We start from the raw sequence: 20,065 nt of genomic DNA, 5'->3' as shown, positions 1-20,065 counted from the left end.
GGCGCACGCCGATCATCAACTCCGGGCCCACGCCACGAGGCGGTCCGCCGGCCAGGTGTTGACCACCCGGTCGGCGGGGACGCCGCACAGGGCCGCCCGCTCGCAGCCGAACCGCTGCCAGTCGAGCTGGCCGGGCGCGTGCGCGTCGGTGCTGATCGCGAACAGGCAGCCCGCCTCCAGCGCCCGCCGGATCAGCCGCTTCGGCGGGTCCTGCCGCTCCGGGCGGGAGTTGATCTCGACGGCGACGTCGTGCTCGGCGCACGCGGCGAAGACGGCGTCCGCGTCGAAGTCGCTCTCGGCCCGGGTACGTGTGCGGTGCGCCCGGTCGCCCGCCCCGGTCACCCCCGCCGGGCGCGACGACACCATCCGGCCGGTGCAGTGACCGAGGACGTCTAGGTGCGGGTTGGCAATCGCGGCCAGCATCCGCCGGGTCATCCGGCCCCGCTCGTCGTTCAGCCCGCTGTGCACCGAGCCGACCACCACGTCGAGACGGGCCAGCAGCTCCTCGTCCTGGTCCAGCGAGCCGTCGGCGAGGATGTCCACCTCGATGCCGGTCAGGATGCGGAACCCCTCGGGCAGCGCCTCGTTGACCGCCGCCACGTGATCGAGCTGGCGGCGCAGCCGGTCCGCCGTGAGGCCCCGGGCCACCTTCAGCCGGGGCGAGTGGTCGGTCAGCACGACGTACTCGTGGCCCAGCTCGACCGCCGCGAGCGCCATCTCCTCGATCGGCGAGCCGCCGTCGGACCAGTCGGAGTGGGTGTGGCAGTCGCCGCGCAGCGCCGAGCGCAGGGCGGTCGCGGCGGCGTCCAGGTCGGTGCCCTCGGTGGCGACCAGCCGGCGCAGGTAGACCGGCTCCTCGCCGGCCAGCGACTCCGCGACACAACGGGCCGTGACGTCGCCCACGCCGGCCAGCTCGGTGAGCTTCCCGGTGCGGGCCCGCTCGGCCAGCTCCGTCGCCGGCAGCGCGGCCAGGGCCTTCGCCGCCGACCGGAACGCCCGCACCCGGTACGTCGCCTCGTTGGCCCGTTCCAGCAGGAACGCGATCCGGCGCAGGTCGGCGATGGGGTCCCGGTCGGTCATGCCCTGCAACCTACGCGCCCGCGCCGCCGGTCGGGAGCTACGACCGGCGGCGCGGGGTTCGGTGGTGCGTCGGATCAGGAGTACGGCAGCTTCACGACCGACTGGTTGCCGAGGCCGAGGGTGCTCGGGTTGCTCCCGATCGCCGACCAGACCTCCACCTGCACGGTGCCGTTGGCCAGGTTGCCGAGCGTGCCGCTGCTGGCCAGCAGCCCGGCGGCCTGGGTGTAGTGCTCGTACCCGGGGATCGGGTCGGTGGCGAAGTAGCGGTACGTCTCCACCCGCTCCCAGCCCCCGTTGCCGGTGAGATCGTAGGAGAGCCGCACCTGCACCCCGTTGCCGACGGCGGTGCCGGCGTCGAGGAACAGGTCGAACGCGGTCTGCCCGCCGGCGTACGTGAGGTTGAGGCCGGTCGCGGTGAACACCTTGGCGTTGGTCGGGGTGCCCGTCGGGGGCACGCCGCCGCCTGCGTTGCCGCCGCTCCACGTGTACGCCCCGGTGGTGGCCGTCTTCCCGGCCGGCACGGCGAGGGTGGTGCCGTCGGAGAACCGTACGGTGATCGGCGAGGCGGTGATGTTCGACGCCACGTACGTCCGTGCCCCGTTGCGGGTGAACACCGCGCTCAGCGGGTGGTTCGCGCTGACCGTGGTGTTCACCGTGCCGAGCGCGGCGAGGTTGCGGATCCAGTGGAAGGTGTGCGCGCGGCTCTCCCCCTCCTCCGGTGGGTACCCGGGATTGGCCCGCAGGTTCGACAGCGCCGTGCCGGCGTCGCCGAGCGCCTGGAACTGCCAGAGGATGTCCTGCCACACGGTCGGCTGCCCGTTGTTGTTGCGCACCAGCTCGGCGTAGTTCGTGCGCACGTAGGCGGGGTCGTAGCCGAGGTAGAGGTGGCCGCCGGTGACCGGCAGCAGGTTGATGCCCTGGATCATCTCCGGCTCGGCGCTGAACCAGGTCGCGTACGCGCCGCCGTCGCCCCAGACCATGCCGACCGTGGAGTGCCCGAACCCGGCCGGGAAGTTCTCGTCGGCGTGGTCGAACCAGTACTCCTGGATCGCCGCCGCCTGAGTGGTGTACAGGAAGATGCCGGCGTCCCGGACGGCGGCGTCGCCGGTGGCCTGGCCCCACTGGATCAGGGCGTTGGCGAAGTTCATCCCCTCCGACGAGGACTCCTGGTTGTTGCCCGCCCCGAACGAGCCGTGCCCGGAGGCCCAGTCGTGGCCGGCGTAGATGTCGAAGTCCCGCAGGTACGGGAACCGGGTGTCGGCGCGGTCGTAGTTGTCGGCGTCCCGGATGAGCAGGTCCACCATGCCGCCGTAGCGCGCGTCGGAGGCCCACTGCGGGTCGAACTTGGCCAGGGTGGCCGCTGCGGCGATGAAGTAGCCGTAGTGGAAGTGGTGGTCGTTGAGCTCCTGGTCGGACCCGTACGAGGCCGGGTAGCCGATCAGGGTGCCCCAGTTCTGGTCGTAGTAGAAGACCTTCGCGGTCTTACCGGGCGAGGCGGTGAACCAGTCGGTGAGGGTGATCCGGATGGCGTTCAGCGCGCTGTCCCGGGTTGCGGTGTCGTCGACGAGGTCGGCCACCTCGGCGATCCGGGCGGCCCGGCCGAGGCCCTTGCCCGTCCAGTACGTGTCGCCGCCGCGCTGGTCCATCGGGTTGCCCCGGACGGCGGCGAGCTGGTCGCGCAGGGTGGCCAGGTCGGCCCCGGAGCCGTCCCCGACGGCCGGCAGCTCCGGCAGCACCCCGTGGAAGGTAGTGGCGGTGCGGAACTGGGTGACGCCGGCGAGGACCTTCATCCGGCCGCGCGCCGACGGGTACGTCTGAGTGATCGGCGTGGAGCCGGTCAGCGTCTTCCACTGGTGCGGGTAGAGGCTCACCACGGTCTGCTTCGTGGTGCCCTCCCGGGCGGTGGTGGTGTAGGCGTACGTGGTGGTCATCCGGCTGGTGGCCTGGTCGTAGGCGTACGAGACGCGGGTGTCGGTGACGTGGGCGTGCGCGTACCGGCCGTAGGAGGCGGCCAGGCTGGTGCGCTCGGCGGCGGTGCTGCCGGCGGTGGTGGGCAGCAGGGCGACGGAGAAGTAGCCCCGGCCCGCGAGGGTGGACGAGATCCGGCCCCCGCTGACCGTCCAGCTCGCGCCGCTCGGCGCGTACGCGACGTAGTCGTGGCGGGCGACGGTGAAGCCGATGGTCGCGCCGCTGTTCGACCACACGGTCGGGGTGCTGCTGGTGTCGACGACGGCGTCGCCGCCGGTGGCCTGGAAGTACGCGAACGGCAGGCCGTGGCCGATGGTGGCGCGCAGGGTGCGGGCGCCGTCGCTCCAGTACGGGGTGACGGTCCAGTCGGTCCAGCCGGCGACCTTCACGGTCGGCGCGGCGAGCCCGGCGACGCCGACCCGGATGTCCTGCGTGTACGGGTAGTGGAACTCGCCGACCCCGGTGGCGGTGCCGCTGATCACGGGCGTCGAGTTGGCCGAGAAGCCGAGCCCGTCGGTGAACGTGTCGTAGGACAGTGGGTGGGCGTGCAGCGGCTCGCTGTAGGCGCAGTCGGTGCGCTTGAACAGCAGCGACGACCACCAGTCGTTGGTGGGCACGGCCCCGGCCGGGGCGTCGGCGGTGACGTGCTGCCGGGGGTTGGTGGAGATCTGCCCGCAGCCGGAGGGCAGCGGGCCGACGGGCGTGGTGGTGTAGCTGCCGGCGCCGACTGAGGCGGCCCGGGCGGGGACCGTGTTGACGGCCACGGCGAGGCCGCCGGCGGCGAGGGCGAGGACGGTGGACGAGGCGAGGGCCCAGAGGCGGCGGTGGTGTGGTGCGGGAGGTGTCACGGTGCCTCCATCGCGCGGGTACGCCGGACCGGCCGGCATCGGCGCTTGGTCGGGATTGGGGAGGTTCGTTACCTGTGAGAGCGCTCTCTCTTGTCGGGACGTTAACCGGTATCCGAGACGCTCGTCAATGTTTCCGGCCGCTCAAGCCGTGATGTCGCGATTGGACCGTCTCTGGTTCCGCTCCCAACGGCCGGTCGGTCGCCCCAGGCCGAGCCTCTTGTTCGGCCGGTCAGCTGTCCCCGCCGCCGGTCTTCGGCGCCTTCGGGCAGCCGTGCTCGCGGTGCCACGCGGCGACCTCGGCGGCCGGCTCCCGGTTTCCGCCGCGCCGCCACGAGTCGAGGTACCTCGCCGGCCAGACCACCCCGCGCCGGATCCACCAGTCCCCCCGGCCCGTGCACTCCGGGGAGATGCCGAAGTGCAGGTGGCAGACGTTGTTGGCGTTGCCCGTGCGGCCCACCCGGCCGAGCTGCTGCCCGGCCCGCACCCGCGTACCGGCGTCGACCCCATCGGCGATCGCGCTCAGGTGTGAGCCGTAGTAGCGCACCCCGTCGTCGCCGCGCAGCGACACCGACAGGCCACCGTTGTGCGGACCCCGCGGCCCCCGCTTGTCGAACCGGTCCACCCGGCTCACCTCAAGGATCGTCCCGTCGGTCACCGCGACCACCGGCTCGCCGCAGTCGGCGAAGATGTCCGTCCCCGGGTACGCCGAGTGGGTCGGGTGGTAGGCGACGTCGTCCGCGCGCACCGGGAAGACGTGCGGCAGCCCGGTGCGGGGCCGCGCCGACGACGCCGACGGCCCGGCGCTCGACGGGATGGCCGACGGCGCGGGTGCGGCCGGCTGCCCGCCGGTGACCAGCCCGGTCGGGGCCACCCACCCGCCGCTGGGCGCCCGGTTCGGCGGCGGCGCGCCGCAACCGGCGGCAAGCACCGGCGCGAGCAGCAGCAGAACCGGGTACGCCGCGCGCGTGCGGCGCCGGCGCGGGGAGCGCGAGGACATTCGGTCATCCTGACAGAACAGTTACGGTGGGGAGGGTACGGTCCGGGGTGTCCGCCCCGTTCCCTGTGGCACCCGGCGGATGGAGTGAGCCGATGACCTGGCAGCCCGCCCTCCCGGCCGACCCGACACGGGTCGCCCCTGAGCAGCACGCCCACCCCGGCTCGCGTACCCCCTCGGGGCTGTTCCCCTCCGGGCCGCCGTCGCGGCCGACCTGGCGCGAACCGCACCCGGTGACCGGGGCGGCGGTCGCCTCCGGTGCCGCCGTCACCGCCGCCTGGCTCGTGCTGTTCGCGCTGCTCGGCCGCGACGTCCCGACGTACGCCTGGTGGACGATCGTAGCCGGCGGGCTGGCCTGGCTGGCCGCCCTGGCGCTGGTGCGCTTCGGCGACCGGGGCGTCGCCACCGGCGTCGCGATCGTCACCGCCGGCGGCTGGAGCGTCGCCGCCGCCGTGGTGGCCGTGAAGTGGGCGACGACGGGCGACTGGCCCCTGTGGTGACGGGCCGTTCGCGGCGCAGCCGGCCAGCCCGTGACGCCACCGTCGGTCGCCGATCGGCTGCACACCGAATCCCGTCTTGACGTACTCGCTCGGACGGCGCACTCTCGGCGGTATGGCCTGGACCACCCCGCGGCTCGACCCCGAGCGGAGCCGCCGCCGCCTCCAGATTCTCGCCGAGCTGGCGGGGGCCCGAGCGGGACGCGAGCGGGAGCGGCCCCAGCGCGCGCGCACCGAGCGGCTGCGGCAACTCATTGCCACCCGACGCCGTGTCGCGGGCTGACGGCTCCGGCCGACCAGCCACACTTTCCACGGGATTGACCGGCCCTTCGGGGCGTTGACCGGTCGCCTGCCGACCCGACCGGTTAACGTGCACGCGTAACGAGTCGGCGTGCTGTGCCGAGGCAAACTTGGGGGAAACCGTGTCGTACTTCGCTGCCGCCGTGGTGCGCGACGCGGGCGGCTGGACCGCCGCAGAGGTGAACCTGCGCGGGGTCACCGACGTCGACGAGGTCGCCGACCGGCTGCGCGACGTCGAGCCCGACGCTGACCTGTCGTTGCTCTTCGTCGAGGCCGACGATGCCTACCTGGTAATACTGCGCCTGGACGAGGGCGAGGACCTGCGGGTGTTCGGCTCCGACTCCGCGTACGCCGAGGAGTCCCGGCTCGGTGCCCTGCTGGTCGGCGACCTCAAGGGGCCGGTCACCGGCTTCGACGACACCGAGGAGCCGCGCCCGGGCACCGGCACCGCCGACGACGACAGCGAGCAGCCGGCCGTCGACCCGGAGGCCGATCCGGTCGGCGACGCGGACATCCTCGCCGACCTGGGCATCCCCGCGCAGCGGCTGCTCCGCCTCTGCGCCCACGAGGGCATGCTGCCGGCCGACGTGACCGCCGAGGTGTGCCAGGTCCTCGGCTGCGCCGACGAGGTCGAGGAGCTGCGTGGCATCTGAGCCGCCCCCCACCAGTGAGCCTTCGCCCGGTGAGCCTTCGCCCGGTGAGGTCGAGCTGCCGGGCGGCGGGTCGCCGCTGGCGGGGGCCGCCGAGCCGGCGGACGCCACCGATCCGGCGCTGGGCCGCGTGCGGCCGGGGCAGCCGACCCCGGGATCGCCGCAGCGGGTCGGGCCGGGTGCCGACGAGGGCCTCGCGGACCCGGGCGGCGCGGGTCGCCGGCAGCGGCACGAGCTGTGGATGCGGCGCGCGCTCCAGATCGCAGTCACCGGCCCCGAGCCGAATTCCCTTCCTGGCTCCCCTCGCGCCCAACCGTCCCTCGCCGACGCGGGATCGTCTTCCGCCGGGCCGGAACCGGCGGGCGGCGCACCGATGGCCGACGACGTGCCGGTCGGTGCGGTGATCTACGGCCCGGACGGCACCGAGCTGGCCTCGGGGCGTAACGAGCGGGAGTTGACCGGGGACCCGACCGCGCACGCGGAGGTGCTGGCGCTGCGCCGGGCCGCCGAACGCCTGGGCCGGTGGCGGCTGGACGACTGCACCCTCGTGGTGACGCTGGAACCCTGCACGATGTGTGCCGGGGCCATCGTGCTGGCCCGGATAGCGACGGTCGTCTTCGGAACCTGGGAGCCCAAGACCGGGGCGGCCGGCTCGCTCTGGGACGTCCTGCGCGACCGGCGGCTCAACCACCGCCCCGAGGTCTACGGCGGTGTGCTGGAGGCGGAGAACTCCGCCGTCCTGCGCGCCTTCTTCCGCTGACTGGGGCAGGACCGCTCGATCGGGGATGCCAACGTTGCGTGCCGATCTCCACGACGGGACTCCCGATGATCGCCTCGCTTCGACGCGAGTTGATCTGTCAGGAGTCCCGTCCCAACGGGCCGCCGGCCCCGGCCGTCAGGCGATGGCCGTGTCCAGGCCGATCTCGACCATCTGGGAGAAGGTCTGCTCGCGCTCCTCCGAGGTGGTCTTCTCGCCGGTCTTGATGTGGTCGCTGACCGTGAGGATGGTCAGCGCGCGGGCGCGGAACCGGGCGGCGATGGTGTAGAGCGCCGCCGACTCCATCTCCACCGCCAGGACGCCGTAGTCGGCGAGGCTGTCGTAGAGGTCCGGCCGGTCGGTGTAGAAGGCGTCCGCGGCCAGGATCGGGCCCACCCGCATGGTGATGCCGCGCCGCTCGGCCACCTCGACCGACGTACGCAGCAGGCCGAAGTCCGCGACCGGGGCGTAGTCGATCAGCCCGGCGAAACGCATCCGGTTCATGTTCGAGTCGGTGGACGAACCGATCGCGGCCACCACGTCCCGCAGTCGCAGCTCCTCGGTCAGCGCCCCGCAGGAGCCGACCCGGATCAGGGTTTTCACGCCGTACTCGTTGATCAGCTCGTGGGCGTAGATGGAGGCGGACGGCATGCCCATGCCGGAACCCTGGACGGAAACCTCCACCCCGTTCCAGCGGCCGGTGAAGCCCAGCATGCCCCGGACCGTCGAGTAGCACTTGACGTCCTCGAGGTAGGTCTCCGCGATCCACTTGGCCCGCAGCGGGTCGCCTGGCATCAGGACCCGCTCGGCGATCTCTCCCGGCTTCGCGCCGATGTGCGTACTCATGGCAAAGATCCTGCCAGGCCGGCCAGGGGGATACCGGTTCGGCATGCGGGCCCGGGGTCCTGTACCCTCGTCGGCGGTGGCGTGTCCGAGTGGCCTAAGGAGCACGCCTCGAAAGCGTGTGAGGGTTTACGCCCTCCGCGGGTTCAAATCCCGCCGCCACCGCTCGTGAACAGCGAGAACGCCCGGTCGATCCGCGAGGATCGCACCGGGCGCTTTCGCTTGTGGTCTCAGTTCTGGTCAGCCGCGGGTCGGCGCTTCCAGGTGCTGGCCGAGTAGGTCCTGGGTGATGATGCCCTCGGTTACCGCTCGTTGGCCGGCGTAGCAGATCCAGTGCAGCCCGGCGGCGTCCACGCCGTTGCAGCCGCCGGCGATGTTGCCCTGGCCGTCGACGAACATCTCCTTGACGTTGGTGAAGTCGGTTGTCGTGGGCTGGGGTGCGGGCTTTGCCTTCTCCTGCTTGGCCGGGTTGGGCAGTACGTCGGACTTGGGGGCGCGGCTGAGGGTGCAGTCGAAAACGACGTGGTCGGTCGTGGTGCACGACGGGTCGGTGTCTTCGAAGATCACGGCGGCGCCGGGCATGCCGTTGGCCACGGTTTCCTCGGTGAGGTATGCGACAGCGGCGGCCGTACCAGCGCCGGCCGCTACCACCGCGGCGGTGACCGCCGCGATCAACCCGGCACGCGAGAGCCGACGCCGGCTCTTGCCGACCACGGTGGCCTGCGGAGCGATGCGTTCATTCATTGGCACGTTGACCTCCAGGTGGTAGTGTTTCCACCTCCTTATGCCAGGAAGCCAGTCCGATGTTTCACCGGATCAGCCCTTGATCGAGTTGGGCACCACCGGAACCGTCACGGACGTGCCCGCGCCCTCGGTGACGTCCGGCACCAGGATCTCGGTGACCTCGATCTCGGGGCGCTGGGTCCGTTTGGCGATGCTGTCCGTCTCCCGCTGCACCGGGCAGAACGGCAGCTCCGGCCAGAACTCGGCGAACACCTCCCAGGCGGCGGTCTCCTGCCGCCGCAGCTTCTCGACCTCGATGCCGTCGTACTCGCCCTCGCCGATGTCCGGCCGGGCCGCCGCGTCGAACGCCTTCGCCAGCAGGCCAGCCACGCCCTCGTACCGGTCGGGGGCGACGGAGTGGCCGAGACCTGCTCCTCGGCGTGGTTTGTCGGCGTCGGCTCGTCGCCGACCAGAACAATGCCGCACCGAGGCGTCGGGGGGCTCGTCTCTGTCCGAGATCCGCTAGGCCGGAAAACCAAACCGGCCGGGCCGGATTTTTTCCATTCTTCGGCCCGGCGTCAGGGGTGTGGGACAACCTGGGTGGAAGGTCGGGTCAGCCGGTCGGCGAAGAACTCCAGCAGTTCCCGGTGGACGAAGATGTACCCGTCGCCGACGTCCCGCAGGAACAGGCACTGCACGGCGTAGTCGAGGAACGGCCGCAGCGGTCGGGGCAGGACGCCGTCGCGGGCGAGCCGCCGGCGGACCAGCCACTGCTCGATGACCGGCCCGAGCGCGACGGCCACCAGCAGGTACGACGCGGCGAACGCCCCGACCACCGCCCCGTACCGGAGGCCGTCGGCGCCGGTGCGGGCCGAGCCGACGAGTAGAGCGGCGAGGGCGCCGGTGACCAGGCCCAGCGGCGGTGCGCCCATCGCGGCCGAACGGAGCCGCTGCCGCAGGGCGGGGCTCGGGATCTCCCGGCGCGGCGCGCCGCCGGGCGGGCCGACCAGGTAGAGGTCGAACAGCGTGGCACCGGTGACGGCCAGGGCGAGCAGGGTGGCCAGCAGGAACCCGAGCCAGTACGCGAGGTCGGCGAGCATGCCGGGCCAGCCGTGCAGCTCGTCGGTGAGGCCGAAGGCCAGCCCGACCACGAGGGCCGCGGCCACGGTCGCCCACCCGATGCCGGCGTTGCCGGCCACGTCGCGTAGTTCCCTCGCGGTGTCGGTCACCCAGTCGACCCGGAGGGGTCGCCGGTCCTCCGGCCGCCGTTCCCGGGAGGCGATCAGGACGAGGTCCTCGTACTCTGCGAGGGCCAGGCCGAGCGCGGTCAGCGCCCCCGCCGTCGCGCCGACCGCGAGGCCGGGCCAGCCGAGCAGACCGGCCCCGAGCAGGGCGACCAGCCCGCCCACGGCGACGCTGGCCAGCGCCCGGCTGAGCAGGTCGGCGCTCGGGGTGACCCAGCGCGGCGACCAGTCCGGAGCGACCAGGTCGAGGACGAAGATGGTCTGCTGCCGTCTGCGCAACTCGTGGCCGAGCACCGAGAGGTACCGGATGGCCTGCTCCGGCCGGTACGCCGGGTGCGGACGGTGCCGCAGCATCGTCTCGACGTACCGGGTGAAGAGGCGGGTGCGGCGACCGTCGGGGCCGGCGGCCGGGCCGGGACCGTCGGCGTAGGCCAGCCCCATGATGGTGAGCAGCAGGGGCGACCCGGTGAACTCCCACAGGCCCTCGTCGGCGGTGAGGGCGGCCCGGAGGCCGGCGAGGGCGGGCCCGGACCGGTTTAGGTACCGCTCGATCTGCGGCCGGGTCAGCGGCTGGATCGTCACCGTGCCGTAGACGGGCAGGCCGGCGCGGAGTTGCCGGTACTCCCACTCGCGGCAGCAGACCGCGATCGGGGTGAGCGGCTGCCGGGCGTGGAACGCGGCGATCGCCGCCGCGCACTCGTCGCGGCGGGTCGCGGCCACCTCGTCGAGGCCGTCGAGCAGGGGCAGGATCGCGCCGGACTCGATCCACGCGCCCGCCTGCCGGGACGGGATGCCGTACCGCTCGGTGAGTTCGGCGGCGAGCCACTGCTCCAGCGGCGGGCGTCGGGTGGCCCACGACGAGAGGTTCAGCACCACCGGGATCGGGGCGTCCGGGTCCCGCCCGGCCGCGTCGACCAGCTCCCGGGCGAGTTCGAGCAGGGTGGTCGTCTTGCCGGAGCCGGGTGCCCCGAGGATCACCACGGCCCGGTCGAGCCGCTCGAAGAGGCCGGCCACGGACGCGCCCCCGTCGAGGACACCGGTGAAGCCGCCGCGGTGGGTGGCCCGCAGCGTCCACGGGTACCGACGGTCGTCGGCCGACGCGGTGATGCCGAGCTGGATCCGCGCCTCCCGGTGCAGGGAACGCTCCAGCACGCTGGTGATCCAGTACCGGCGTACCCGGTCGAGCAGGACCCGGCGGGCGTGCGTCGCGGTCACGCCGGTGACCGGCGCGGACTCGCGGGCCCGCCGGACCTCGACCACCGTCAGCGCCGCGACCACGACGACGAGCGCCGGCCAGGCGAGCCACAGGTGCGGCGTCCACCGGGCCGGCAACGCCCCCGTGGCGACGTTGGTGGCGACGCCCAGCAGGGTCACGCAGACCACCGAGAGGACGACCGTGGCTACCCGACGCATGCGTCGTCTCTACCGTCCGGTCCGCGTGGGCACAACCCATGATCGGGTACGCGCCGGTCGTGCCTGTCAGCAGGGGCCGCAGCCCTCGTCTCAGCAGGGGCCGTAGCCCTCGTCGAAGAGGCGGCGGGCCCAGTCGGCGTACCCGGCGATGATTTTCCGGACCGTGTGCCCGTCGTGCAGGAAGAGGTACCCGCGGTCGCCGCTGCGGGCCAGCAGCCCGTCGAACCGGTACGTCCGTTGGGGAGCGTCGAGCGGGCTGACCGACCGGTAGCGGGCCCGGACCTCGTCGATCGGTGTGCCGACGCCGATGCCCTGCGGCGTGCGGACCGGGTCGTCGAGCCAGAGCAGCACCAGCCGGTTGTCGACGAAGATCGGGCTGACGGCGCCGTGCCCGGCGAGCGTGGGCCCGCAGGCGTCGACGTCGGACGTCAGCATCCCGCGCCGCGTCAGGTCCTCCTCGGTGTCGCCGAACTCGACGTTGCGCAGGCCGTTGAGGTCGACGACCTCGTCGGCCGACTGGCCGGCGTCGGGCGGCGGCCCGGGCGGGCGCGCGTCGCCGCCGGCGTCGACCGACCCTTGTGGACGTACGCCGCTGCCCGCGATCGAGGCAGCCGCGAGCAGTGTCGCAATGAAAACGAATTGTCGCAATTTCATGGAATCCCCCAGTCCCCAACGGGACGGGGGCGTTCAGGTTGCTGCCGATCGCCGGATTCCCCGAATTCCCACTCCTCGGCCAGCTCGTCCCAGTAGTCGGCGGTCAGCCCGCGCCGCCCGTGCGCCAGCCAGCCGGCGGTGTTCCGCTCCAGGTGCAGGCCCAGCTCGGCGAACGGGTCGATCCACCGGCCCGGCTCCGCGCCGATGCGGGTCAACGCCGCGTTCAGCGGCCACTGCCCGCGCGGGGCGTCCAACACGTCGTCGAAGTGCGGCCCCCAGCTCACCGCCCCGGCGAGCCAGACCACCGCCGCCTGCCGCCCGAGACCCCCGGCGAACTCCGCCTCCAGGTACGTCACCGGCCCGAGGCGGGACCACCCCGCGAACAGCCCGGTCAGGGTCGGCGACAGCACCAGTTCGAACGGCTGCTCCGGGCCGGGTTGCCCGACCGCGTAGTCCGGCAGCGACCCGGTCAGCTCCTGTACGAGCTGCGGCGTGACCGGCAACAGCGCGAAGTCCTGCCGCAGCGCGGCGAGCACGGCGTGATCCAGGTCGGCGGTCCGCTCGCGAAGCAGCTCGACGTCGGCCACCACGGCGCTGAGCTGGTAACTCATTGGATCCCTTCGGGCGTCCACAGCCTGTGGATAGAACATGTGTGCGACCGGGGATGTGGCGCCGGCGCTGCCCCGGACCGTACCGGGTGCGCACCCGGCCGTCGCCGAGCCGGGACGGACGTGTCGAAGGGCCGGCCCCGCCCGGGGTCGGCCCTTCGGCTATACCGATCAGTAGAGCGAGCCGCCGCTCTGCGGCCCGGCGATGCGCATGCCGTACCGCTCGGGCCAGACGCGGTCGGTGCGCAGGGACGCGCCGCTCCACGAGGTGGCCTGCGGCACGAGCCCACCGGAGGAGCCGTGGAACGCGGCGATGGAGCCCGAGGCGTATCCGGGGGTGTCGCCCGCCACCTCCTCCCCGGTCGACGCCACGACGGCGTCCAGCCCGCCGGTGCCGTCGAGGTTCAGCAGCGCGACGGAGGCGCCAAACAGGTCGCCGGGCTCGGCCGAGCCCGGCACCACCGAGTGGTTCTGATCGAAGCCCTGCGCGCCGCTGCCGGTCAGGCCCGAGGAAGAGCCCTTCAGCAGGGTGATCATGCCGGCGCTGTCCGTCGAGCCGATGTCCTCGCCGGGCACGCCGACCAGCACGTCCGCCTTGCCGTCGCCGGTCACGTCGCCGACCGCGAGCGAGCCACCGAAGCGGTCCTCGCCCTCCGGATCACCCGGCACGCCCGTGGTGCTCTGCGTGATGATGCGTACGGCGCTGCTGGACAGGCCGCCGGAACGGCCCGTGAAGGCCGCGATGAGCCCGCCCGTGATGTGCGGGGTCTGCGCGCTGGGCGCACCGGCGATCACCTCGCCCAGCCCGTCGCCGTTCACGTCGCCGATCGCGAGGGTCTCGCCCAGGTACCAGGCGACGATGTCGGGATTGCCCGTCGCCGGGTACACCGCCCCACCGGTGACCGACGTCGCGCCCGTGGTCGACACGCCGCTCGCCGAACCCCACATCAGGGTGACCATGCCGCTGCCGTCCCAGGACGTGCCGTCGTTCTCGTGCGGAGCGCCGATGACCAGGTCCGCGTACCGGTTGTTGTCGACCTTGCCGATGGCGAGCGTGTAGCCGAAGTGGTCGTTGTTCTCGGCCGCGCCCGGCACCGCCGCCTGGTCCTGCTGGAAGTACTGGGAGCCGGTGGCCGTGAGTCCGCCCGTGCCGCCGAACAGGACGTAGACCGAACCGGCGTCCGCCTTGTCCCCGATCGCCTCCCCGTACGCGCCGACCGCCAGGTCTTCGCGGCCGTCCCCGTTGATGTCACCCGCCGCGAGCGCCGCCCCGAACCGGTCGTAGCTCTCCGGCTCGCCCTGCACGTTCGGCGAACTCTGGTTGAAGTGGCTCGCCGCGCCGACCACCAGGCCCGTGGCGCTGCCCGGGATGACCCAGACCCCGCCGGCGTGGGCCTTGTTGCGCGGGTCCACCTCGTCCGAGTCGCCGATCGCCAGGTCGTCGTAGCCGTCGCCGTTGAAGTCCCCCGCCACCAGCGCCATGCCGAAGCAGCCGCAGCCACCCTCCGTCGGCGACAGGACGCCCAGGAAGTAGTCGACCTGCGGCGCGGACGAGTAGCGCACGACGACGACCCCGGTCGGGTAATGGGGCAGATCGGACTGGGAGGGGTCGCCCGTGGCCGCGACGTCGTCGAGGCCGTCGCCGTCGAAGTCGGAACGGGTGGGGCCGGTCCCCTTCACCGGGGTCACCGCCTTCGCCACCCGCTGGTACTGGAGGACGATGCCCTCCCGGGTGATGGTGCCGAACTCGTCGGCCGCCCGCGCGGGCGCACCGACCGCCAGCCCGGCCACCACGGCCAGGGCCGACACGCTTGCCGCCGTCTTCCGACGTGTTGTTATCCGACGCAACACAAACCCCCGCTCGTTGTTGGACGCCCCGACACGCTAGGGGGATCGATCGACGCCCATAACCGGACGACCGGGCAGGCCGGCAGACGACCGGGCAGTCCACCCGACCGAACGGCCGACCCCGGTCCGTCACTTCAGGGCGACCCGGCACGGGCGGCGTGTTGTCAGACGCGCATCCGGTCGGGGCAATCCCTCGCAGGGCCTGGTCAGCCGGAGCAGCGGCATACGCGGACCAGCCCCGCACTCGACGAGTGCAGGGCCGGCTGCGGATCACACGGTCGGTCGGCCGCTGCCGGGGCAGGTGCCCCGGCCCCCCTCGGCCTGGTGCGGCGGGCAGGGGTTACCCGGGAGTGGGCCTACGCGTGCCCCGCAGACGGAGCACTGACTCTGTGGTGCCATTCGCGGACTCCTTGGGGAATCTGGTAGTCCGGGTAGGGGTCGGTCTCTGGCTCGCGCCGGTCACCGGACGTCGCCGTGGCCCGCAGATGGAGCACCGTTCGGTCGCGGCAGGTGATCCGCAGCGCAGACGGGGTCGGCCGACCGTCTTCGGTCCAGCCGACGCCCGGGGTGGCGCACAGCTCCCAGCGCTCGAACGGCTCGGGCTGGGCGACGTCGAGGATCTGGTGGGTGAGCACGAGCAGCCGCCAGAAGCGCAGCCGTGGGGGCGGCATCTCGCCGAGCGGCAGGGGCTGGGCGTCCCGCTGCGGGACGGCCGCCCACAGCATCGAGCTGGACCCGCTTTCGTGCCACAGCCTGATCCCTGCGGGTGACTGGCCGCCGGGCTCGGCGTCCCGGCCATACCGTTTGATCTCGGTGATGTCCGGGTGCTCGGCGGCTCGGTAGAGGGCTTCCATGATGTCCAGGGCCTGGGATACCTGCACGGTTGCTCTCCTGCTGGGTCGGGAATCGTGGCAGCTCGGAGGCAGTCTACGGCGGGGCGGCGGGGCCCGGCTCCAGCGCACGCCGGCACCTACCCGGCGGCCTGGACGTCGGCCGCGACGTCCGTGATCCAGTCGGGCAGCGGCGGGATCTGCCACTCCCACGGCCCGTACCAGCGGGCGTCGGTGTACCGGCCCCCGTACGGTCCGCTGGTGCCGAGCAGGACGCCGTGCACGGTGGTCGTGGAGATCGCGCCGTCGATGACGATCACCTCCAGCTCCGTCGGCCGGAACTTGCGGCCCCGGTAGTCGGTGAGGTCGGGTGCACCGGACACCTGGTAGCGGTGGTCCACCGCTTCCCTGATCTTGGTTGCCCGCACGGCCGCCTTCATCGGTTCACCGCGTCGTACAGGGCTTCCACCGTCACCAGCAGTTCCAGGCACCACGGCTCCGGGCACTGCACCGACTCCCACCGGCATTCGAGGCCGTGGCCATATACCCGCACCCAGCCGGGCACGTCGGTGGGCTGGCCGCCGACGTCGGCCACCCGCATGTCGATGTATGTGGTACCGAGCTGGCCGGCGTGGGTGGCCCACTCGCCAGTGCGCAGCGACAGCCGCTCCCCGGCGGCCACGTGGATGCTCACCACGTGGCCACCAGCCGTTCCAGGGCGGCCCAGTCGGTGTCAGCCAGGGTGAGGACTTCCCGCGCCCAGGTGACCTCTTCGCATCCTGCGGGGGTGCATCGCCAGCAGGTGTGGCCGGCGGCGTGGCTGGTTACGACGAGGCTCGCCACCGCCGCGACGCTCCCGGCGTCCAGGTCGTCGACCATGCGGGTCACCGGTCGTACCTCACCTGGTAGCCGGTGCGCTGGCCCAACGTGAGCGGCTGGTACGCGTTGGGCTGGGTCGGCTCCGAGTGCCAGCGGCTGTTACGTAGCCGTTCGGCCTCGGCCAAGCCGAGGAGCTGTCGGCGGGCAGCCGCCTGCTCGGCCGCCTGGATGGCCTGACCGGTGCCGGGTGGCGGGGGCGGGTCGGGCTGGCGGAGTAGCCACCGCGCGATCGCGCATAGCTCGGACCAGACGGGCACGGTCGCCTCCCTCGTCGGTGGAGGGCGCGGCGGAGTTCGACCCCTAACCGGGTCTCGGGCCTGAAGGACTTCCGCCGCCGCGCCTTACGCGCCAGCCTCACCGACGACCCAGGTGCTGGCACAGAAGCAGGCTGTCCGCTCGCTGTCCGCGCTGTCCGCGGACACCCTGCGAGTAGGGTCACCGACGTGACTGACTACGTGCAGGTGTCGACTGCCACGGATTGCCGTGAGGTGGGCCTGAGCCTCGCCGAAGGTGCGGTGGCCGCCCGTCTCGCGGCGGGCGCTCAGGTGGTCGGCCCGGTGATCAGCGTGTTCTGGCACGAAGGCAGGCAGGGTACGGGGGAGGAGTGGCAGGTGCTGCTGTTCACCACCGCCGCCCGGTATCCGGAGTTGGAGCAGCATCTGCTCGGCGCCCATCAGTGGAGCAATCCGCAGGTGACCGCAGTGCCGATCGTTGAGGGCTCTAGGGAGTACCTGGCGTGGCTGGCCCGGTCAGTGGCTGTGTAGACACCTCGGCGGCGAGTTCGCGAAGCTCGACAACGCAGGGCATGGCGGTGTAGGGCTGCAACCGATCGAGGACCGACTCCAGTCGTTGACCGGGCCGGACCGACCCGACCCCACCGGACAGCCGAACAGCCAGCGCGGCGGTCGCGCATGCTTGCTCGACTTCGTTGGCGTCGAGATAGGCGTCGGCCAGCCACGACAGGTACAGCGCCTTGTCCCGGGCATGAGTGTCGTCGAACTGGGCCAGCGCCTGTTCAAGGGCAGGGATCGCCCGAACCGGTCGGTGCAGCACCGTCCAGCAGCGGCCGGTCATGATCTCAGCCTCGGTGCGGTCGACCCAGTAAACCCAGTCTGGTTCGGCGCGGTCGTCATGTTCTGTCAGGCAGGTGGTGCCGATGCCGAGGTGCCGGTCGGTAGCTGCGTTGTCGCCGGCAAGGGCGTGTGCCCATGCGGCACGTAGGTGCAGCAGGGCCCGCACCCCCGGGGTTACGGCGTCACCGGCGGTGGCGCAGGCTGCGGTGGCAGTGGCGGTGGCGTTGCTGTGGAGGGCGAGCTGCTGGTACGCCAGGAGGGCCAGCCCGTTGCCGGCTAGGGCGGCGTCGTCGGCGTCGCGTGCTGCGGCGAGGCTGACCCGGTACAGCCGGTCGGCATCGTGATGGCGCCCGGCGTCGAAGGAGGCCCACCCGGCGAGTTGAGCCTGTTCGGCGAGGACGGCGAGGAGTTGCCGGCCGGTCGTCTCGCTGAACGAACCGTCTTGGACAAGATGTGCGGTCGCGTCGACCTCGGCCGCGTACAGGCGGTAGGTGTCGGCACCGCCGAGGTGGTTGTCCAGGCGACGTAGCCGGGCGGTGTGGTCGAGGAGTCTGCCGGGTGTGTCCGCTCCCACGCGACGGCCATGGGCGAGCAGTGTGTGGGGCAGGGCGGCGGCCAGGCCTGCGGCGGCGACGAACTCGCGGCGGCGAAGTCCCGGGCCAGCGGTGGCTAGGGCGGCGAGTTCCCCGCCTGCCTCAAGGATCTTGTCGAGCCGTTGGGCGACCTGCGGGCTGGGCGCCTTCACGTTCGTCTCTAGTTCGTGCAGGTATGACTTCCCGTAGTGGGCGAGCTTGGCCAGGTTGCGTAGTGAAAGGCCGCGGTCGGCGCGGATCTGTCGCAGGCGAGCCGCGAAGGGCGGTTCGGACATGGGCTTGCTCCCAGGTAGAGGACTGGGCGGCGCCCGCCCGCCTCTACCCCGGCGGGCCGCCACAGTCGACGGTACATCGGGGTAGTCCGATGCGCTGGCAGCAAACATGCTGAAGTCGCCGTTTCGCGCCCGAGCGTGACGGCTGCCGCAGGTGAGGTCGGCCTCACTCGCCGACCCGATTTTCCCCACAGTCCTCTGATGAAGATCGGGCCCGGTCTTCGGACCGGACCCGATCTTCATCTTCGTGCTGCTCAGGTGAGCGGAGGATACGAGATTCGAACTCGTGAGGGTGTTAACCCAACACGCTTTCCAAGCGTGCGCCCTAGGCCTCTAGGCGAATCCTCCGTGGGACAGGATACAGGTCCGCCGGGCGCCGGCCACCCCACCACCCCCCGAAGATCGACCGGGCGTCGGGTAGGGTTGGGGGCACCTCCCGTGCGGCGGTATCTCGTGAACCTCCCCAGGGCCGGAAGGCAGCAAGGATAAGCGAGCTCTGCCGGGTGCACGGGAGGCCTTTTTGTCTCCGGGCGCCGGTAGCGTACCTGCGGGTCGGGTCACCGTGCCTGCGGGTCAGGTCACGGGGTGGTGGGTGGTCACCCGTGCCCGACCGGCGCAGAATGGCTCGGTCGAGAGGAGGCGGGACGGGTGACACTGGCGCTCTACCGCAAGTACCGGCCGCGTACCTTCGCCGAGATCATCGGCCAGGAGCACGTCACCGAGCCGCTGTCGCAGGCGCTGCGCAGCGGGCGGCTCAACCACGCGTACCTCTTCTCCGGGCCGCGCGGCTGCGGCAAGACCTCCAGTGCCCGCATCCTGGCCCGCTCGCTCAACTGCGAGCAGGGCCCGACGCCGGAGCCGTGCGGCCAGTGTGACTCCTGCCGCTCGCTGGCCATCGACGGGTCCGGCTCGATCGACGTCATCGAGATCGACGCGGCCAGCCACGGTGGCGTCGACGACGCCCGGGAACTGCGCGAGAAGGCGTTCTTCGCGCCGGCCCGCAGCCGGTTCAAGATCTACGTCATCGACGAGGCGCACATGGTCTCGTCGGCCGGCTTCAACGCCCTGCTCAAGCTGGTCGAGGAGCCCCCGGAGTACGTCAAGTTCATCTTCGCCACGACGGAGCCGGAGAAGGTCCTCGGCACGATCAAGTCGCGGACCCACCACTACCCCTTCCGGCTGATCCCGCCGAAGACGCTCCGCCCCTACCTCGAGCAGCTCTGCGAGGCCGAGGGGGTCACCGTCGACCCGGCGGTGTTCCCCCTTGTGGTGCGCGCGGGCGGCGGCAGCGCCCGGGACAGCCTCTCCGTGCTCGACCAGCTCATCGCGGGTGCCGGCCCGGAGGGGGTCAGCTATCCCCGGGCCGCCGCGCTGCTCGGCGTGACCGACTCGGCGCTGATCGACGAGATGTGCGACGCCCTCGCGACCGGGGACGGCGCGGCGGCGTACGCGACCGTGGACCGGGTGGCCGAGGCCGGGCACGACGCGCGCCGCTTCGCCTCCGACCTGCTGGAGCGGCTGCGCGACCTGATCGTCCTCCAGCAGGTGCCCGACGCCGCCGCGAAGGGCCTGATCGACGGTCCGGCCGACCAGATCGAGCGGATGACCGCCCAGGCCCAGCGGCTCGGCCCGGCGACCCTGTCCCGGTGTGCCGACATCGTGCACGACGGCCTGGTGGACATGCGCGGCACCACCGCGCCCCGGCTGCTGCTGGAGCTGATCTGCGCCCGCATGTTGCTGCCCGGCGCGGACGACTCCACCGGCGGCCTGCTCCAGCGCCTGGAGCGGATGGAGCGCCGGTTCACCCTGGGTGGCGTCGAGCCGCCGCCGGCCGCCGCCGGCTCAGCGCCGGTCGCCCCCGCCCCGGCGGTACGCCCCGAGCCGCCAGCCCCGCCTGCGGCGGCTGCCGCGCAGGCGGCGCCGGCGGCGGCGTCCGCCGCCCCGGCGAGTCCCCCGGCCGCGCCTCGGCGGGAAGTCCCGCCGGAAGCGGT

At 72.5% G+C, this 20,065-nt stretch carries 22 protein-coding genes, 2 tRNA genes and 1 other RNA gene; 8 read left to right on the top strand and 17 right to left on the bottom strand.

Translation table 11 applies throughout. The features are described 5' to 3' along the window. Positions 1–15 precede the first annotated feature (15 nt). The 3 genes from E1258_RS15080 to E1258_RS15070 form a co-directional block, all read right to left on the bottom strand. Complete coding sequence (locus E1258_RS15080; protein ID WP_132401099.1) at positions 16–1,080, bottom strand: PHP domain-containing protein; 1,065 nt, start codon at positions 1,078–1,080, stop codon at positions 16–18. A 74-nt stretch (positions 1,081–1,154) separates the two neighbouring features. Next, positions 1,155–3,935, bottom strand: coding sequence for a glycosyl hydrolase (locus tag E1258_RS15075; protein ID WP_132401096.1), 2,781 nt, complete (start codon positions 3,933–3,935; stop codon positions 1,155–1,157). Between the two features lie 190 nt (positions 3,936–4,125). Then, positions 4,126–4,893 carry a M23 family metallopeptidase gene (locus E1258_RS15070; RefSeq protein ID WP_132401093.1) on the bottom strand — a complete coding sequence of 256 codons (768 nt, stop codon included), beginning with the start codon at positions 4,891–4,893 and terminating at the stop codon, positions 4,126–4,128. A 92-nt stretch (positions 4,894–4,985) separates the two neighbouring features. Here E1258_RS15070 and E1258_RS15065 point away from each other — a divergent pair, with 92 nt between their 5' ends. The 4 genes from E1258_RS15065 (at position 4,986) to E1258_RS15050 (ending at position 7,097) form a co-directional block, all read left to right on the top strand. Then, positions 4,986–5,390 carry a hypothetical protein gene (locus E1258_RS15065; protein WP_243715467.1) on the top strand — a complete coding sequence of 135 codons (405 nt, stop codon included), beginning with the start codon at positions 4,986–4,988 and terminating at the stop codon, positions 5,388–5,390. Between the two features lie 76 nt (positions 5,391–5,466). Next, entirely contained in the window at positions 5,467–5,670 is a 204-nt protein-coding gene (locus tag E1258_RS15060; protein WP_132401090.1) for a hypothetical protein, read from the top strand. A 139-nt stretch (positions 5,671–5,809) separates the two neighbouring features. After that, positions 5,810–6,340 (top strand): tRNA adenosine deaminase-associated protein, encoded by a 531-nt coding sequence (locus E1258_RS15055; RefSeq protein ID WP_132401087.1) that lies wholly within the window; start codon positions 5,810–5,812, stop codon positions 6,338–6,340. 238 nt (positions 6,341–6,578) lie between these two features. Continuing rightward, positions 6,579–7,097 carry a nucleoside deaminase gene (locus E1258_RS15050; RefSeq protein ID WP_207919567.1) on the top strand — a complete coding sequence of 173 codons (519 nt, stop codon included), beginning with the start codon at positions 6,579–6,581 and terminating at the stop codon, positions 7,095–7,097. A 135-nt stretch (positions 7,098–7,232) separates the two neighbouring features. Here the strand turns inward: E1258_RS15050 and deoD are convergent, their stop codons facing one another. Continuing rightward, the gene (gene deoD / locus E1258_RS15045; protein WP_132401084.1) at positions 7,233–7,940 is read right to left on the bottom strand and encodes a purine-nucleoside phosphorylase; all 708 of its coding nucleotides are present in this window, start codon (positions 7,938–7,940) and stop codon (positions 7,233–7,235) included. Between the two features lie 75 nt (positions 7,941–8,015). Between deoD and E1258_RS15040 the strand changes: the two genes are divergently transcribed. Next, positions 8,016–8,102 (top strand) — tRNA-Ser (locus E1258_RS15040). A gap of 75 nt (positions 8,103–8,177) precedes the next feature. Here the strand turns inward: E1258_RS15040 and E1258_RS15035 are convergent. From E1258_RS15035 to E1258_RS14985, 11 genes are all read right to left on the bottom strand, one after another. Continuing rightward, on the bottom strand, positions 8,178–8,681 hold the full coding sequence (locus tag E1258_RS15035; protein WP_243715466.1) for a hypothetical protein: 504 nt from the start codon (positions 8,679–8,681) through the stop codon (positions 8,178–8,180). 72 nt (positions 8,682–8,753) lie between these two features. Beyond that, a complete protein-coding gene (locus E1258_RS15030; protein ID WP_132401078.1) occupies positions 8,754–9,050 on the bottom strand; it encodes a hypothetical protein in 297 nt (98 codons plus the stop codon). 188 nt (positions 9,051–9,238) lie between these two features. Then, on the bottom strand, positions 9,239–11,317 hold the full coding sequence (locus tag E1258_RS15025) for an NACHT domain-containing NTPase (RefSeq protein WP_132401075.1): 2,079 nt from the start codon (positions 11,315–11,317) through the stop codon (positions 9,239–9,241). Positions 11,318–11,407: 90 nt separating this feature from the next. Continuing rightward, entirely contained in the window at positions 11,408–11,971 is a 564-nt protein-coding gene (locus E1258_RS15020; protein ID WP_132401072.1) for a hypothetical protein, read from the bottom strand. Next, entirely contained in the window at positions 11,968–12,582 is a 615-nt protein-coding gene (locus tag E1258_RS15015; protein WP_132401067.1) for a hypothetical protein, read from the bottom strand. The genes E1258_RS15020 and E1258_RS15015 overlap by 4 nt, the downstream gene beginning before the upstream one ends. A gap of 168 nt (positions 12,583–12,750) precedes the next feature. Beyond that, positions 12,751–14,388 (bottom strand): FG-GAP-like repeat-containing protein, encoded by a 1,638-nt coding sequence (locus E1258_RS15010; protein ID WP_243715465.1) that lies wholly within the window; start codon positions 14,386–14,388, stop codon positions 12,751–12,753. A gap of 395 nt (positions 14,389–14,783) precedes the next feature. Continuing rightward, a complete protein-coding gene (locus E1258_RS15005) occupies positions 14,784–15,308 on the bottom strand; it encodes a hypothetical protein (RefSeq protein ID WP_132401064.1) in 525 nt (174 codons plus the stop codon). Between the two features lie 89 nt (positions 15,309–15,397). Further along, on the bottom strand, positions 15,398–15,685 hold the full coding sequence (locus E1258_RS15000; protein WP_132401061.1) for a hypothetical protein: 288 nt from the start codon (positions 15,683–15,685) through the stop codon (positions 15,398–15,400). A gap of 8 nt (positions 15,686–15,693) precedes the next feature. Beyond that, positions 15,694–15,951, bottom strand: coding sequence for a hypothetical protein (locus E1258_RS14995; protein ID WP_132401058.1), 258 nt, complete (start codon positions 15,949–15,951; stop codon positions 15,694–15,696). Beyond that, positions 15,948–16,145, bottom strand: a complete 198-nt coding sequence (locus tag E1258_RS14990; RefSeq protein WP_132401055.1) for a hypothetical protein — start codon at positions 16,143–16,145, stop codon at positions 15,948–15,950. The genes E1258_RS14995 and E1258_RS14990 overlap by 4 nt, the downstream gene beginning before the upstream one ends. Then, the gene (locus E1258_RS14985) at positions 16,142–16,393 is read right to left on the bottom strand and encodes a hypothetical protein (RefSeq protein WP_132401052.1); all 252 of its coding nucleotides are present in this window, start codon (positions 16,391–16,393) and stop codon (positions 16,142–16,144) included. The genes E1258_RS14990 and E1258_RS14985 overlap by 4 nt, the downstream gene beginning before the upstream one ends. Positions 16,394–16,579: 186 nt before the next feature. Between E1258_RS14985 and cutA the strand changes: the two genes are divergently transcribed. After that, on the top strand, positions 16,580–16,900 hold the full coding sequence (gene cutA / locus E1258_RS14980) for a divalent-cation tolerance protein CutA (protein ID WP_132401049.1): 321 nt from the start codon (positions 16,580–16,582) through the stop codon (positions 16,898–16,900). Here cutA and E1258_RS14975 read toward each other — a convergent pair. Together E1258_RS14975 and E1258_RS14970 are read right to left on the bottom strand one after the other, a co-directional pair. Next, a complete protein-coding gene (locus tag E1258_RS14975; protein ID WP_132401046.1) occupies positions 16,857–18,077 on the bottom strand; it encodes a helix-turn-helix transcriptional regulator in 1,221 nt (406 codons plus the stop codon). The genes cutA and E1258_RS14975 overlap by 44 nt on opposite strands. A gap of 260 nt (positions 18,078–18,337) precedes the next feature. Beyond that, a tRNA-Ser gene (locus tag E1258_RS14970) sits at positions 18,338–18,422 on the bottom strand. 82 nt (positions 18,423–18,504) lie between these two features. On the opposite strand from E1258_RS14970, the gene ffs reads away from it, so the two are divergent. Both ffs and E1258_RS14960 read left to right on the top strand, forming a co-directional pair. Beyond that, positions 18,505–18,594: signal recognition particle sRNA small type (ffs, locus tag E1258_RS14965), an RNA gene on the top strand. 128 nt (positions 18,595–18,722) lie between these two features. Continuing rightward, on the top strand, positions 18,723–20,065 hold a 1,343-nt coding region (locus E1258_RS14960; protein WP_132401043.1), incomplete at its 3' end, for a DNA polymerase III subunit gamma and tau.

It is taken from the genome of Micromonospora sp. KC207 (assembly GCF_004348615.1).
GTDB lineage: Bacteria > Actinomycetota > Actinomycetes > Mycobacteriales > Micromonosporaceae > Micromonospora.
Note: the sequence above shows the minus strand (reverse complement) of the source record. Positions and strands in the feature narration are given on the sequence as shown.